The sequence below is a fragment of the Mycobacterium sp. 1245499.0 genome (genome assembly GCF_001673615.1).
Lineage (GTDB): Bacteria > Actinomycetota > Actinomycetes > Mycobacteriales > Mycobacteriaceae > Mycobacterium > Mycobacterium europaeum_A.
Window position 1 is genome coordinate 1 of the sequence record NZ_LZMG01000120.1, and the last position, 16474, is coordinate 16474.

6 protein-coding genes and 2 pseudogenes are annotated in these 16474 nt (G+C 71.8%); 1 reads left to right on the forward strand and 7 read right to left on the reverse strand.

Translation table 11 applies throughout. The features are described 5' to 3' along the window. From A5646_RS05975 to A5646_RS06005, 7 genes and pseudogenes are all read right to left on the reverse strand, one after another. On the reverse strand, nucleotides 1-5092 hold a 5092-nt coding region (locus A5646_RS05975; RefSeq protein WP_197505129.1), incomplete at its 3' end, for a type I polyketide synthase. 22 nt (nucleotides 5093-5114) lie between these two features. Further along, the gene (locus A5646_RS05980) at nucleotides 5115-11501 is read right to left on the reverse strand and encodes a type I polyketide synthase (protein WP_067020557.1); all 6387 of its coding nucleotides are present in this window, start codon (nucleotides 11499-11501) and stop codon (nucleotides 5115-5117) included. 69 nt (nucleotides 11502-11570) lie between these two features. Then, nucleotides 11571-12632, reverse strand: a complete 1062-nt coding sequence (locus tag A5646_RS05985) for a type III polyketide synthase (RefSeq protein WP_066870480.1) — start codon at nucleotides 12630-12632, stop codon at nucleotides 11571-11573. Nucleotides 12633-12743: 111 nt separating this feature from the next. Further along, nucleotides 12744-14162, reverse strand: a complete 1419-nt coding sequence (argH, locus tag A5646_RS05990) for an argininosuccinate lyase (protein ID WP_066882294.1) — start codon at nucleotides 14160-14162, stop codon at nucleotides 12744-12746. Further along, nucleotides 14159-15376 carry an argininosuccinate synthase gene (locus tag A5646_RS05995; protein WP_066870474.1) on the reverse strand — a complete coding sequence of 406 codons (1218 nt, stop codon included), beginning with the start codon at nucleotides 15374-15376 and terminating at the stop codon, nucleotides 14159-14161. The genes argH and A5646_RS05995 overlap by 4 nt, the downstream gene beginning before the upstream one ends. Nucleotides 15377-15403: 27 nt before the next feature. Beyond that, the gene (locus tag A5646_RS06000; protein ID WP_066870470.1) at nucleotides 15404-15898 is read right to left on the reverse strand and encodes an arginine repressor; all 495 of its coding nucleotides are present in this window, start codon (nucleotides 15896-15898) and stop codon (nucleotides 15404-15406) included. Further along, nucleotides 15895-16329 (reverse strand): annotated as a pseudogene (locus A5646_RS06005) (ornithine carbamoyltransferase); the annotation flags it as partial. The pseudogene A5646_RS06005 and the gene A5646_RS06000, both read right to left, overlap by 4 nt. Before the next feature lie 21 nt (nucleotides 16330-16350). Between A5646_RS06005 and A5646_RS27850 the strand changes: the two are divergent. Further along, nucleotides 16351-16474: pseudogene (locus tag A5646_RS27850) on the forward strand (ornithine carbamoyltransferase); the annotation flags it as partial.

A 16474-nucleotide genomic window follows, 5' to 3' on the forward strand; every position in this document is an offset into this window, starting at 1 on the left:
GGTGCCGCTCGACGAGATGCCGTGCCACCGCCGAACCGGCCATGCCGGTCCCGCCGGTGATCAGCGCGGTGCCGCCGGCCAGCCCGGCGGGCCCGCCCGGCATGGTGAGCACGACCTTGCCGATGTGGCGGGCCTGGCTGACGAACCGGTACGCGTCGGCGGCGCCGCGCGCATCAAACGCTTTGACGGGCAACGGCGCCAGGGCGCCGGCCGCGAACAACCTCAGCAATTCCGCCAGCATCTCGGCGATGCGGTCGGGGCCGGCCTCCATCAAATCGAATGCGCGGTACGTCACGCCGGGATGGGCCCGGGCGATGTCGTCCGGGTCGCGCAGATCGGTCTTGCCCATTTCGATGAAGCGACCGCCGGCGCCCAGCAGCCGCAGCGACGCATCGTTGAACTCACCCGCCAGCGAGTTGAGCACCACGTCGACGCCCCCGGCGAACTGCTGCTCGAAGTCCAGCGTGCGCGAATCCGCGATGTGCGCATCGTCGAATCCCATGGCGCGCAGGGTGTCCCACTTACCGCGGCTGGCGGTCGCGTAGACCTCCGCCCCCCAGTGCCGGGCCAGTTGCACCGCGGCCATCCCCACCCCGCCGGTGGCGGCGTGCACCAGCACCCGCTGCCCGGCGCGCAGGCCGGCCAGCACCGACAGCCCGTAATAGGCCGTCAGGAACACCACCGGCACGGCCGCGGCCTGGGCCATCGACCAGCCGCGCGGCACCCGGGTCACCAACCGGCGGTCGACGGCCGCCTCCGAACCGGCCAGCCCGAAGATCCCCATGACCGCGTCCCCGACGGCCAAATCGGCGACGCCGGGGCCGAGTTCGGTGACGATCCCGGCGCCCTCCGCGCCCAGTTGGGCCGCACCCGGGTACATGCCCAGCGCCACCAGCACGTCGCGGAAGTTCACCCCGGCGGCGGCCACCGCCACCCGCACCTGGCCGGGCTCCAGTCGCGCGGGCGGATACTCCTGGACGGCGAGATCTTCGAGCGTCCCGGCGTCGCCGGCGGCCAGCCGCCACACCGCCGGCGGGTCGGGCAGCTGCAGCAGGGGCCGCCGGTCGGCCGGTTTCAGCCGGGCGCTGTAGGCCACCCCGTCGCGCACCACGACTTGTGGCTCGCCGCAACCGATCACGGCGGCGACATCGAGCGTTCCGTCGGTATCGACCAGCACCACGCGACCGGGGTGTTCGGCCTGCGCCGAACGCGTCAACCCCCACACCGCCGCACCGGCCAGGTCCGTCACGTCCTCGGCCGCCAGTCCGACCGCGCCGCGGGTCTGCACCACCAGGACCCCGGCCGCCTCACCGGCCAGCCGACTTTGCAGCGCACCCAGGGCCTCGTGCGTCGCCGCATACACCGACGCCACCGCGCCGGCATCCGCCGCCGGTGGCTCCCAGACGGTGAAGACCGCGCCGATCCCGTTGCCCGGCAACGACATCGGCGACCACACCACGTCGAGCAGCTCACCGCTTCCCGAACGGGCGGCCACCGCCGCCGTCAACTGGTCGGCCGAGACGGCGCGCGTGACCAGCTCGCGCACCGACAGGACCGGTAGGCCGGACGAATCGGCCAGCTCGATCGAGACGGCACCGGGACCGGCCGGCGCCAGCCTGACCCGCACCCGCGACGCGCCGGCCGCGTACAGGCTCACACCCTGCCACGAGAACGGTAAGACGGTCTCGATCCGTTCGTCGGCCACCCCCAGCGCGTGCAGCGCCGCATCCAGGACCACCGGATGGATGCCGAGGCCGGCGGTCGAGACGCCGGCCTGCTGCGGGAGCTCGACCTCGGCGAAAATCTCGGCGCCCCTTCGCCAGACGGCGCGCAGCCCCTGAAACGCCGGTCCGTAGCCATAACCGCGGGCCGCCAGGCCCTCGTAGGCGCCGGTCACGTCCACTCCGTCCGCGCCCGGCGGCGGCCACATTGACAGGTCGGCGGCCGGTTCCCGCGTCGCGCCGTCGCTGAGCACGCCTTCGGCGTGCAGCACCCAATCACCTTGCGCGGCGCGGGAATACACTGCGACCGAGCGGGTGCCGGCCTCGGCGGCCGCGGTCACCACGACCTGCAGGTGTACCACGCCGGCCGCCGGCAGCGACGGAACCACCAGTGGCGCCGACAGAGTGAGCTCTTGGACCAGCGAGCAGCCGACCTCGTCGCCGGCCCGCAACGCCAACTCCACGAAGCCGGCCCCGGGAAACAGCACCGTGCCGGCGACCGCGTGGTCGGCCAGCCATGGCTGGGCGGCTACCGAAAGCCGGCCCGTCAACACCACACCACCGGAGTCCGGGCGATCGACCACCGCGCCCAGCAACGCGTGCTCGGCCTCGGTGAGACCGAGGCTGGCGATGTTGGCCGACCCCACCGAATCGCCGGACAGCCAAAACCGGCGGCGCACAAAGGCATAGGTGGGCAGCTCGACACGCCGGGGATGCAGATCGGCGAAGGCCGCCGCCCATTGCACGTCGGCGCCGGCCGTGAACAGCTCCCCCGCCGCCCGCAACAGCGAGTCGATCTCCGGGCGGCCTTTGGGCATCGTGACCACCGTGGTTGCCCGGTCGGCGGTCAGGGACTGTTCCACCGCGGACGTCAACGCCGCGCCCGGCCCCACCTCCAGGAACACCCCGGCACCCAGGGATTCCGCCAGCCGCACGCCGTCGACGAACCGCACCGGCCGGCGCACGTGGTCCACCCAGTACGCGACCGAGCCATAGCCGGGGCCGGCCAGTTGCCCGGTCAGGTTGGACACCAAGGCGATTCGTGGCTCGGTCGCCGAGACCCCGGCCGCCACCGCCGCGAAGTCGTCCGTCATGGGTTCCATCAACGGCGAGTGAAACGCGTGCGAGACCGCCAGCCGGTGCACCCGCGCGCCACCGGCGGCCAACCGGTCGGCGACCGCCCCCACCGCGGCCTGCTCACCGGAGAGCACCAGCGAACGCGGGCCGTTGACCGCCGCGATGCTCACGGCGCCGTTCAGCAGGGGGGCCACCTCGTCCTCGGTCGCGGCCACGGCGATCATCACCCCGCCGGCCCGCAGCGCGGCCATCAGGCGACCGCGCGCCGCCACCAGCCGGGCCGCGTCGGGCAGCGAGATCGCCCCGGCCACGCACGCCGCGGCGATCTCGCCCACCGAGTGGCCGATCACCACATCCGGTGTGACGCCGAACGACTGCCACAGCGCGGCCAACGCGATCTCCACCACGAACAGTGCCGGCTGGGCGAATTCGGTGCTCTGCAACAACTGCGGGTCGGTGCCCCAGATCACCTCGCGCAGCGGCAACCGCGTGTGCGCGTCCACCGCCGCGATGGCCTCATCGAAGGCCTGCGCGAACACCGGAAAGCGTTGGTACAGTTCGGCGCCCATGCCGAGCGACTGGGAGCCCTGCCCCGGAAATACGAACACTCGCTTGCCCACCGACCGGGTCCGGCCGACCAGCACGGCCGGATCGGGGCGCCCGGCCGCCAAACCCGCCAGCCCCGCGGTCAGGGCGGCCCGGTCGGCGCCGATCAGCACCGCGCGATGCTCGAAGGCCGCCCGGGTGGTCGCCAGCGACCAGCCCACGTCCACCGCCCGCGGGCCCGCCTCGACGTTCAGCCGGTCCAGCAAGCGTTGCGCCTGACCCGTCAGCGCCTCGGGCGATCGGGCCGAAAGCACCCATGGCACAACCAAATCGGGCGTCCCCAGAACCGGCTCGGTATCCTCGTCGAGGGTCGCGGGGGGCTGCTCCACGATGACGTGCGCGTTGGTGCCGCTGATCCCGAACGACGAGACGCCCGCCCGCCGTATCCCGCCGTGGTCGGGCCACGGCCGCGGATCGGTCAGCAGCGAGACCGCGCCAGCGGACCAATCCACGTGCGGCGACGGGATGTCCACGTGCAGCGTCTTGGGCAGCACCCCGTGCCGGATCGCCTGAATCATCTTGATCACCCCGGCCACCCCGGCCGCGGCCGAGGTGTGGCCGATGTTCGATTTGATCGACCCCAGCCACAGCGGGCGGTCCGCGGCGCGATCCTGCCCGTACGTCGCCAGCAGCGCCTGGGCCTCGATGGGGTCGCCGAGCACCGTCCCGGTCCCATGGCCCTCGACCACATCCACGTCCGCGGCCGTCAACCCGGCGTTGGCCAGCGCCGCCCGGATGACGCGCTGTTGCGACGGCCCGTTGGGTGCGGTCAGACCGTTGGACGCGCCGTCCTGATTGACCGCGGTACCGCGCAGCACCGCCAGCACCGGATGCCCCAGCCGCCGGGCGTCAGCCAACCGCTCCAGCACCAGGACGCCGGCGCCTTCCGACCACGAAGTCCCGTCCGCCGCACCGGCATACACCTTGCAGCGACCGTCGGGGGCCAGCGCACGCTGGCGGCTGAACTCGACAAAGGCCGCGGGGGTGGCCATCACGGTCACGCCACCGGCCAGCGCCAGATCGCACTCCCCGGACCGCAGTGACTGCGCGGCCAGATGCATGGAGACCAACGACGACGAGCACGCGGTATCCACCGACACCGCGGGGCCCTCCAGGCCCAACACGTAGGACACCCGGCCCGAGGTCACGCTCAGCGTCGAGCCGGTGAGCCCGTAGCCCTCCAGCTCGCCCTTGACCTCCCCGCCATAGCCGGCGTGGATGACGCCCGCGAAGACCCCGGTCGCCGAGCCGCGCAGCGTGACGGGATCAATCCCGGCCCGCTCCAACGCCTCCCAGCAGATCTCGAGCATCATCCGCTGCTGGGGATCCATGGCCAGCGCCTCGCTGGGCCCGATGCCGAAGAAACCGGCGTCGAAATCGCCCGCGTCCGCCAGGAAACTGCCCTGCCGGGTGTACATCTTTCCCTTGGTGTCGGGGTCGGGGTCGTACAACCCCTCGACGTCCCAGCCGCGGTCGGCCGGGAAGTCCGACACCGTGTCGCGTCCCTGAATCACCAACTCCCACAAGTCTTCCGGCGATTCGACTCCACCGGCGTAACGACACGCCATGCCCACCACCGCAACGGGCTCGGAGAGCCGGCCCTCCAGTTCCGCGACGCGCCGCCGGGTCCGCCTGAGATCCGCGGTGAGGCGTTTCAGGTAGTCGACGTGCTGCGAGGTGCCCGGCATCGTTGCTCCTTGCGGCGGGGGGTCAGCGGCCGAGTTCTTCATCGAGGATCGCAAAGAGTTGGCTTTCGGTGGCGGCATCGAGGTCGTCGTCGAGGTGTTCGACGTCGGAAGGCCGGCTCGGCGCAACCGCGGCCAACAGGTTGTGAATGCGGGCCCGCAGCACCGACTTGTCGTCGGCGTTCCAGTTGGGCGCGCCGAGCAGCGCCTGCAGTTCGCGGGTGATGTCGTTGAAGCGACCCATCAGGTTCGGCGGTTCACCATCGCCGGCGTCACCGGCCAGTTGGGTGTCGAGATGCGCGGCCAGCGCGACGGGTGTCGGGTAGTCGAAGATCAGCGTCGGCGAAAGGGTAAGGCCGGTGGCGTTTTTGAGGCGGTTCCGCAGTTCGACGGCGGTCAGCGAATCGAAGCCGAGCTCGCCGAAGGCGCTGCTGGAGTTGATGTCCGCCGGATTGGGCACCCCGAGCACCATCGCCGCGTTGGCGCAGACCAGGTCGACCAGCTCGCGGTGGCGCGCCTCGGGGCTCAGCCCGTGCAGGCGCGCCGAAAGCCCCGCCGTCGACGCGGTGACGTCGGTGTCGTCGATGACGCGCCGGGTCGGGCCGGCGACGAGCTCGGACAGCAGCGGGGGCAGCGCGGCGATGTTGTCGGACAGCGCGGCGCGGTCCACCCGCGCGGCCACCAGCACCGGGGCGTCCACCAGCATCGCGGCGTCGAACGCGGCCAGCGCCTGCTCGGTGGACAGCGGCGCCAGCCCGATCCTGCTCATCCGCGCCTTGTCGCGCTCGCCGAGGTGCGCGGTCATCGCCGACGCCTGCTCCCACAGGCCCCAGGCCAGCGACAGGCCGGGCAATCCGTGGGCCCGCCGGTAGGCGGCCAGCCCGTCGAGGAAGCTGTTGGCCGCCGCGTAGTTCGCCTGACCCGGGGTCCCCACGATCCCGGCCATCGACGAGAACACCACGAACGCCGAGAGATCCAGGTGCCGGGTGAGCTCGTGCAGGTTCCACGCCCCGTCCACCTTGGCGCGCAGCACCGCGTCCACCCGATCCGGGGTCAGCGATGAGATCAGCCCGTCGTCGAGAATCCCTGCGGCATGGACGATTCCGCGCAGCGGATACTGCGCCGGTATCCCGGCCAGCATCCGTGCGGCGGCCTCCGGGTCGGCGACGTCGCAGGCCACCACCGACACCCGCGCGCCGCAGCGCTGCAGGTCGGACACCAGCTCGGCGACCCTGGGCCCCCGGTCGCCGGTCCGGCTGACCAGCACCACGTGGGCCACCCGGTAGCGCTCGACGAGGTGGCGGGCCAGCGCGGAACCGGCCATGCCGGTGCCGCCGGTGATCACCACGCTGGCCCCGGCCAGGCCACCGCCGCAGCCGCTGAGCACCTCACCGGGACCCGACGGGACGGTCAGCGCGACCTTGCCGATGTGGCGCGCCTGGCTGAGGTACCGATAGGCCGTCGCGGCGCAGCGGACATCAAACGTCTTGAGCGGCAACGGTGTCACGATTCCGTCCGCCAGCAGTTCGGTGATCTCGGCCAGCATGGCCGCGGTGCGGTCGGGACCGGCCTCCATCAGGTCGAACGCCCGGTACACCGCACCCCGGTGCTGATCGGCGACGACGCGCGGATCCCGCACGTCGGTCTTGCCCATCTCGATGAAACGACCGCCGGGAGCCAGCAGCCGCAACGACGCGTCGGTGAACTCGCCGGCCAGGGAGTTGAGCACGACGTCGAAGCCGGCACCGCCGGTCGAGGACGCGAACGTCTTCTCGAACTCCGTCGTGCGCGAATCGCCGATGTGGTCGTCGTCGAATCCCATCGCGCGCAGGGTGTCCCACTTGCCGCGGCTGGCGGTGACGAACACCTCGGCGCCCCAATGCCGCGCCAGCTGCACCGCGGCCATGCCCACCCCGCCGGTGGCGGTGTGCACCAGCACCCGCTCACCGGCGCGCAGCCCGCCCAGCACCGACAGCCCGTACAGCGCGGTCAGGAACACCACCGGCACGCCCGCGGCCTCGACCAGCGACAGCCCCGCCGGCACCGGCGTCACCACGCGCTGATCCACCACCGCTTCCGAACCGACGACCCCGAGCAACCCCATCACCGCGTCTCCGACGGCCAGGCCGGTCACGTCGGGGCCCACCTCGACGACGACGCCGGAGCCCTCGGCACCCAGCCGGCCTCCGCCCGGATACATTCCCAGGGCCACCAGGACGTCGCGGAAGTTGACCCCGACCGCGGCCACCGCGACCCGCACCTGCCCGGCGGTCAATTCCGGGTGCGGGCAACGGCTTACGACCAGGTCCTCGAGGGTACCCTCGCCGCCGGCGTCCAATCGCCAACCCGCGGAGGGCAACTCGACCGCGGAACCGGCGCGCACCGGCCGCAATCGCGCCGCATAGGCGACGCCCTGGCGAACCACCACTTGCGGCTCGCCGCAACCGATCACCGCGCTGACATCGACCGAGCCGTCGGAGTCGATCAGGACCACCCGGCCCGGCTGCTCCGCCTGCGCCGAGCGCACCAGGCCCCACACCGCCGCCCCGGCCAGGTCCGAAACATCCTCGCCGGCAAGGGCGACCGCGCCGCGGGTCTGCACGGCCAGCACCCCGGCGTTCTCGTCGCGCAACTCCGACTGCAGGACCGCCAAGATCTCGGCGGTCGCGGCGTGCACGGACTTCACCACGTCGCCGCCGTGATCGCCCGGCTCCCACAGCGTCACGGCGACGCCACCGGAGCCCAACGCGACCGGCGACCAGGTGACGTCGAGCAGGCCCCCGCCGAGCGGTCGGCGGGCGGGGGCCGCCGCCGTCAGCTGCCCCGGCGCGACCGGCCGCATCGCCAACGACCGCACCGAGAGCACCGGCAGCCCCGCCCCGTCGGCCAATTCCACCGAGACGGCGCCGGCGCCGGCCGGTGCGATCCGGACCCGCGCCCGCGACGCACCCGACGCGTGTAGCGACACGCCCTGCCAAGAGAACGGCAGCACGGTGTCGTCGTTCCCGGCGGCGAGGCCGAGCGCGTGCAGCGCGGCATCCAACAGCACCGGATGTATTCCGAAGCCGCCGTCGGGGGCGGCGGCATCGTCGGGCACGGCGACCTCGGCGAAGATCTCGTCGCCGCGCTGCCACATCGCTCGCAGGCCCTTGAAGGCGCCGCCGTAGTCGTAGCCGCGCCGCGCCAGCCGCTCATAGGCGTCGGTGACGTCCACCGCGGTCGCCCCGGCGGGCGGCCAGCTCGAGAGGTCCGCGGCCGGTGTCACGGCGCCCGGCCGCAGCAACCCCTCGGCATGCAGCACCCACTCCGAATCCGGCTGCGCGTCAATCGAATACCCTGCCAGCCGCCGCCGGCCCGACTCGTCGGGGGCGCCGACCACCAGCTGCACCCGCACGCCCCCGGCCGCGGGCAGCAGCAAGGGCGCCGAGATGGTCAGCTCGTCGAGCACCCCGCAACCGACCTCGTCGCCCGCGCGGATGGCCAACTCGACGAACCCCGCACCCGGGAACAACACCGTGTCGCCGACCGCGTGATCGGCCAGCCACGGGTGGGCCGCCGTGGACAACCGGCCGGTCAGCACCACGCCGCCGGAATCGGGCCGCGGCACCACCGCGCCCAGCAGGGCGTGCTCGGCCGCGGCCAGGCCCAGGGTGGCGACGTCCTGCGACCCGGTCGACCCGCCAGGAAGCCAAAAATGTTGCCGGACAAAGCCATACGTCGGGAGGTCGACGCGGCGGCCATCGAGACCGGACAGCGCGGCCCCCCAGTCCACCGCCACGCCGGCGACGTGGGCCGCGGCGGCCGAGAGCCAGAAGCGGTCCAGGCCGCCGTCATCGCGGCCCAGCGACGGGATGACGCACCCCCGCTCGCCGTCGGGCATCGTCTCTTCGATGGCGGCCATCAGCACCGGATGCGGACTGGATTCGATGAACGCCTGATAGCCCGCATCGCACGCGCTGCGCACCGCCTTCTCGAATTGCACGGTGCTGCGGATGTTTTGGAACCAGTAGTCGGCGTTCAGCCCCGCGGTGTCCAGCGGTTCGCCGGTGACCGTGGAGAAGAAGGTGACGGCGGACGGCCGCGGCGCCAGCCCGTCCAGCGCAGCGGCGAGGGGGTCCCGAATCGCCTCCACCTGCGCCGAGTGGGACGCGTAGTCGACGTCGATCTTGCGGGCCCGGATGTCGTCGGCCTCGCACCGTTGCATCAGCTCCGCCAGGGCGTCCACCTCGCCCGAGACCACCACCGCCGCGACGCCGTTGACGGTGGCGATGTTGAGCCGGTCACCCCAGGCGGCGATGAGCTGCTCGGCGCGCGGCAGGCTGCAGGCCAGCGAGACCATGCCGCCCCGGCCCGACAACCGCACCAGCAAGCGGCTGCGCAGCGCGACCACCCGGGCGGCGTCTTCCAGCGACAGGGCGCCCGCCACGTAGGCCGCCGCGATCTCGCCCTGCGAATGGCCGATCACCGCGTCGGGTGTGACGCCCACCGAGCGCCACAGTTCGGCCAGCGACACCATCACCGCCCACAGCGCCGGCTGCACCACGTCCACGCGGTCCAACCCGGGTGCGCCCGGCACCCCGCGGATGACGTCGATCAGCGACCAGTCGACGTGCTCGGCGAGCGCCTTGTCGCACAGCTGCAGGTGTTCGGCGAATGTCGGTGAACTGTCCAGCAATTGGGCACCCATGCCGGCCCATTGCGAGCCCTGGCCGGGAAACACGAACACCGTCTTGCTCATCGGCTGGGCCCGGCCCACCACCAGGCCCGCGCCCTGCTCGCCGGCCGCCAGGGCCGCCAACCCGCGCAGCAACTGCGCGCCGTCGGCGCCCACGACCACCGCGCGGTGCTCGAAGCGCGACCGCGTCGCGATCAGCGACCAGCCCACGTCCAGCACCCGCACCCGGGGATCGGCCTTCACGCGGGCCAGCAGCCGCGCGGCCTGATTCGCCAGCGCCTCACCCGAACGGGCCGAAAGCACCCACGGGACGATGACGTCATCGCCTGGGGGCGCGGCGTTTTCGAGCTCCGCGGCGTACTGCTCGACGATGACGTGCGCGTTGGTGCCGCTGATGCCGAAGGACGAGACGCCCGCGCGCCGCGGCCGGTCCACGGCCGGCCAGGGCCGCCGTTCGGTCAGCAGCGACACCGCCCCGGCCGTCCAATCCACGTGCGGCGTCGGCTCATCCACGTGCAGCGTCTTGGGCATCACCCCGTGGCGGATCGCCTGCACCATCTTGATCACCCCGCCGGCCCCCGCCGCGGCCGAGGTGTGACCCATGTTCGATTTGATCGAGCCCAGCCACAGCGGCCGATCGGCCGGCCGGTCCTGGCCGTAGGTGGCCAGAACCGCCTGGGCCTCAATGGGATCGCCGAGCGTGGTGCCCGTCCCGTGGCCCTCGACCAGATCGACGTCGGCGGTGTCCAGCCGCGCGTTGGCCAGCGCCGCCCGGATCACCCGTTGCTGCGATGGCCCGTTGGGTGTCGCCAGGCCGTTGGACGCGCCGTCCTGATTGACCGCCGATCCGCGGACCACGGCCAGCACCGGATGCCCGTGCCGGCGGGCGTCGGCCAGCCGTTCCAGCACCAGCACCCCGACGCCTTCGGAGAACCCGGTGCCGTCGGCGGCGCCCGCGTACGCCTTGCACCGGCCGTCGGCGGCCAGCGCCCGCTGGCGGCTGAACTCGATGAACATCGCCGGGGTGGCCATCACCGTCACGCCGCCGGCCAGCGCCAGATCGCACTCGCCGGAACGCAACGACTGCGCCGCCAGGTGCAAAGCCACCAACGACGACGAACACGCCGTGTCCACCGAGACGGCCGGGCCCTCGAACCCCAGCGAATAGGCCACCCGGCCCGAGGCCACGCTCAGCGTCGAGCCGCGCAGGCCGTATCGCTCCAGGTGGCCCGGCACCCGTCCCTGGCCCCCGTAGGAGCCGTGGAATATCCCGGCGAACACGCCGGTCGCCGAGCCGCGCAGGGTGGCCGGGTCAATTCCGGCCCGCTCCAACGCCTCCCAGGACACCTCGAGCAGCAAGCGCTGTTGCGGGTCCATCGCCAGCGCCTCGCTGGGCGCGATGCCGAAGAACGCGGCATCGAAATCGCCGACGTCCGAGAGGAATCCGCCGCATCGGGCGTACGACTTGCCGACGGCGTCGGGGTCGTCGTCGAACAGGCCCGTCAGGTTCCAGCCGCGGTCGGCGGGGAACTCCGAGACCACGTCGCGCCCCTCGACGACCATCTGCCACAAAGCCTCTGGCGAATTCACTCCGCCCGGATACCGGCAGCCCATGCCCACCACCGCCACCGGTTCGGTTGCCGCGCCCAGGTATTGGCGGTTTTCGCGCTTGAGCCGCTCGTTTTCCTTCAGCGACTGGCGAAGGGCCCGGACGAGCTCTTCGGTGTTGCCGTTCATGGCAGGCGGCCTCTCGTGTCACTCATGGCGATACTTCCTGCCGTCGCACCGCAAAAACGCGGACGAGGATCAGTGCCAACGCAATAGCACCAGCTCGGAACAGAATCCAGGCCCCATCGCCAGCATCAACCCGGGGCTGTCGCTCGGCGGCGGCTTGGCCATGGTGTCGCGCAGCACGTGCAGCACCGACGCCGACGACAGGTTGCCGATCTCGCCGAGCGAGCGCCAGGTCAGTTCGAGGGCCTCGGGCGGCAGGTCGAGCGCGGCGTTGATCGCCTCGATCACCTTGGGGCCGCCGGGGTGGCTGACGAACGCGCCGATGTCGGCGGTGGTCAACCCGTGTGCTCCGAGGAACCCGGTGACGTCGTCTTCGAGGTATTGCTCCACGACGGCGGCGACGTCCTTGGACAGCACCAGTTCGAAGCCGGTGGTTCGCACGTCGAAGCCCATGGTGCGCAGGGAATCGGGATACAGGTGGCTGCGCGAGTCGAGGATGCTGGGCCCGCTGGCGGCCAACCGTTCGGCACGACGCTCGCCGACGGCCACCACCGCCGCGGCCCCGTCGGCGAACAACGCGCTGCCGACCATGCCGGCCAGCGACGGCGTGTATCCGGGATAGGTCAGCGAGCAGAGCTCGACCGAGATCAGGGCGGCGACGGCGTCGGGCGCGCCGCGCAGGTAGTCGTGCACGCGGGCCACCCCCGCGGCGCCGGCCACGCAGCCCAGCCCGAACAGCGGCACCCGTCGCACGTCGTCGCGCAGGCCGAGCTTCGCGGCGATCCGGGCGTCCACGGAGGGCACCGCCAGGCCGGTGACCGTCGTGGTGATGAGCACGTCGACGTCCTCGGGCCGCAGCCCCGCCTCGTCGAGCGCCCCGGACAGCGCCTCGCAGCCCAGCTTCACGGCGTGTTCGGTGAAGATCCGGTTGGCCAGGCCGAAGTCGGTCAGCGCGGGGTACTGCTCGAGCGGCAGCACCAGATGACGGCTGCCGACTTTGGCGCTGGCGTGTAGCTGCCGGACGATGTCCTCGTAGCCTTCGAACTCCGGGATGCTGACGAAGAAATCGGTGAGCTCGCGCTGGGAGTATCGGTGCGGCGGTAACGCACCGAAGACGCCGGCGACGACGCTCATTTTTCTCCCACCCCTTGGTGACGAGGACCCGGCCCGTGGCGTTCAACCGGATCGCTTTGAGCCCGAAGTCTAGTCTGCATGTCCCCGGCCGTCAGGGAAAACAAGCTCATCTCAGGCGCCGCCACCCAGCCGGCTTTTGAGCCGATCGGCGCTGGCCAGGACGGTTTCGATCTGCTCGGCGACCCGCGCCGGCGCGGTGCCGCCGCGCGCGTCACGCGAGGACACCGACCCCTCGATCGTCAAGACCTCCCGCACCCGCGGCGTGAGATCGGGGCTGATGGCGGCCAATTCGTCATCGGTCAGCTCGTCGAGTCCGACGGACCGCTGCTCGGCGGCGCGCACCGCGGCCCCGGCGGCCTCGTGCGCCGACCGGAACGGCACGCCCTGGCGCACCAGCCATTCGGCGATGTCGGTGGCCAGCGTGTAGCCGGCCGGAGCCAGGGCGGCCATCCGCTCGACGTCGAAGGTCAGGCTGGCCACCAGCCCGGCCATCGCCGGCAGTACCAGCTCCAGCTGGGCGACCGAGTCGAACACCGGCTCCTTGTCTTCCTGCAGGTCACGGTTGTACGCGAGCGGCTGGGCCTTCAGCGTGGCCAGCAGGCCGGTCAGGTTGCCGATCAGCCGGCCGGACTTGCCGCGCGCCAGCTCGGCGATGTCGGGGTTCTTCTTCTGCGGCATGATCGAGCTGCCGGTCGACCACGAATCGTGCAGCTTGACGTAGCCGAATTCCGTCGAGCTCCACAGGATGATGTCCTCCGCCAGCCGGGACAGGTCCACCCCGATCATGGCGAACACGAAGGCGGCCTCCGCGGCGAAATCCCGGGATGCGGTGGCGTCGATGGAGTTGTCGGCGGCGGCGGCGAAGCCCAGTTCCGCGGCGATCGCGTCGGGGTCCAGGCCCAGCGACGATCCGGCCAGCGCGCCCGAGCCGTACGGCGACACCCCGGCGCGCCGGTCGAAGTCGACGATCCGGTCGACGTCGCGCAGCAGCGGGTGGGCGTGGGCCAGCAGGTGGTGGGCCAACAGCACCGGTTGGGCGGACTGCAGGTGGGTCTTGCCCGGCATGATGGCGCCGGGGTGGGCGGCGGCCTGGGCGGCCAGCGCGGCGACGACGTCGAGCGCCCCGGCGGCGACCCGGCGCACCGCGTCGCGCAGCCACATCCGGAACAGGGTGGCCACCTGGTCGTTGCGCGACCGGCCGGCCCGCAGCCGCCCGCCCAGGTCGGGCCCGACCCGGTCGATCAGTCCGCGTTCCAGCGCCCCGTGCACGTCCTCGTCGGTGACCAGCGGCGAGAAGCTGCCGTCGGCGACGTCGGAGGCGAGCTGGTCGAGGCCGGCCAGCAGTCCGTCGCGCTGCTCCTCGGTCAGCAGCCCGGCGCGAAACAGGATCACGGTGTGGGCCCGCGAGGCGACGATGTCGTAGGGGGCCAGCACCCAGTCGAAGTGGGTGGACTTGCTCAGCGCGGTCAGCGCATCCGACGGGCCGTCGGCGAACCGCCCGCCCCACAACGACCCTTCGCGAGTGCTCACGCGTCGGCCGGGCCCTGCAACGTCCGGTCCCGGCGCGAGGCGATCTTCGACGACAGCCCGTGCACGTAGACGAAACCCTTTGCGGCCGACTGGTCGAAGCTGTCACCCTCGTCGTAGGTGGCCAGGTTGAAGTCGTACAGGGATTCGGCGCTGCGCCGGCCGTTGACCGCAATATGGCCGCCGTGCAACACCATTCGCACTTCGCCCGTCACGTGTTCCTGGGTCTTGGCGACGAAGCTCTCCAGCGCCTCCTTCAGCGGTGAGTACCACAGCCCGTCGTAAACCAGCTCGGCCCAGCGCTGATCGGTGTGCCGCTTGAACCGGCCCAGCTCGCGTTCCAGCGTGACGTGCTCGAGCTCGGTGTGGGCGGTGATGAGCACCATGGCGCCGGGTGCCTCGTAGATCTCACGGCTCTTGATGCCCACCAGCCGGTCCTCGACGACGTCGAGCCGGCCGACACCCTGCGCGCCGGCGCGGGCGTTGAGTTCCTCGATGGCCTGCAGTACCGACACTTTCTTGCCGTCGATCGTCACCGGCACGCCGCGCTCGAAGCCGACGATCACCTCGTCGGGCGTGCTCCAGTTCAGCGTGGGGTCTTCGGTGTAGGCGTAGACGTCCTTGGTGGGGGCGTTCCAAAGGTGTTCCAGGAAGCCGGTTTCCACCGCCCGGCCCCACACGTTCTGGTCGATGGAGAACGGTGAGCGCTTGGTGACGTTGATGGGGATGGCGTTCTCCTCGGCGAACGCGATCGCCTTCTCGCGCGTCCAGGCGTAGTCGCGGACCGGCGCCAGCACCTCGAGATCGGGTGCCAGCGACCCGAATCCGACCTCGAACCGGACCTGGTCGTTGCCCTTGCCGGTACAGCCATGCGCGACGATGCTGCCGCCGTGCTCGCGGGCGGCCGCCACCAGGTGCTTGACGATCAGCGGCCGGCTGATCGCCGACACCAGCGGGTAGCGATCCATGTAGAGGGCGTTGGACAGGATGGTGGGCAGGCAGTAGCCCTCGGCGAACTCGTCGCGGGCATCGACGACGACGGCTTCGACCGCGCCGCAGTCCAGGGCCCGCTGGCGAATGACCTCCATGTCCTCGCCGCCCTGGCCGAGGTCGATCGCCACCGCTACGACCTCACGGCCGGTCTCCTTGCCGATCCAGCTGATGGCCACCGAGGTGTCCAGACCGCCGGAATACGCCAGGATGACGCGTTCTGACATGAACCAATCTCCTTATACTTGAAGCGCTTACGTGAGTTTTTCCAAGGTGGTGGCCAGCTCGGCGCCGGTCATCGGCTCTCGGGCGGCCACAAAGACGGTGTCGTCGCCGGCGATGGTGCCGACGACGTACGGTAGCGCCGCGCGGTCGATCGCGCTGGCCAGATAGTTGGCGCCGCCCGGCGGCGTGCGCAGCACCGCGAGGTTGGCGCTGGCGTCGGCGGACACCAGCAGTTCGCCCAGCAGCCGGGACAGTCGCGCGGTGCCGCCGGACACGCCCCGCACCGGGCTGCCGTCCTCGGGGACGACGTAAACCCCGACGCCGCCGTCGGCGCCGCGCAGCTTGACCGCGCCCAGTTCCTCCAGGTCCCGCGACAGGGTGGCCTGGGTGACCTCGATGCCCTCGTCGGCCAGCCGGGCCGCCAGCTCGCTTTGGCTGCTGATCGACGCCGAGGACAGGATCGCCACGATGCGGTCCTGCCGGCCGGCCCGGGTGGTTTCGGGAGCGCTCTTCGAGCGGGTCATGACCGCCGCTCCACAAGCCAGGCCAGCAGCGCCTTTTGGGCGTGCAACCGGTTTTCGGCCTCGTCGAAGACCACGCTGGCCGGCCCGTCCATCACCTCGTCGGTGATCTCCTCCCCGCGGTGCGCCGGAAGGCAGTGCAGCACAATGGCTTCCGGGTCGGCCAGAGACAGCAGGTCGGCGTTGATCTGGTAGGGCCGAAACGGTGTGAGGCGGTCCAGCCCGTCGTCCTCCTGGCCCATCGACGTCCAGGTGTCGGTGACCAAAACGTCGGCACCGCGCGCGGCAGCGCCGGCGTCGGCGGTGAGCGTGACCGAGGCGCCGGTGTCCTCGGCGCGCCGGCGCGCCGCCGCCACGAACGCCGGGTCGGGGGTGAAGCCGTCCGGGGCGGCGATCGTGACGTGGATGCCGGCCGTGACCCCGCCGAGCGCAAGGGGTCACTGCGCGGGCTGAAGATGACCTACCTGGGAGACGGTGCCAACAACATGGCGCACTCGCTGATGCTCGGCGGGGTCACGGCCGGCATCCACGTCACGATCGCCGCCCCGGACGGCTTCACCCCCGACCCGGCGTTCGTGG

Coding starts and splice junctions, on each gene's coding strand:
- A5646_RS05985 (WP_066870480.1), bottom strand. CDS start 12,632: ATGAGCGTCGTCGCCGGCGTCTTCGGTGCGTTACCGCCGCACCGATAC.
- A5646_RS05980 (WP_067020557.1), bottom strand. CDS start 11,501: ATGAACGGCAACACCGAAGAGCTCGTCCGGGCCCTTCGCCAGTCGCTG.
- A5646_RS06000 (WP_066870470.1), bottom strand. CDS start 15,898: ATGACCCGCTCGAAGAGCGCTCCCGAAACCACCCGGGCCGGCCGGCAG.
- A5646_RS05995 (WP_066870474.1), bottom strand. CDS start 15,376: ATGTCAGAACGCGTCATCCTGGCGTATTCCGGCGGTCTGGACACCTCG.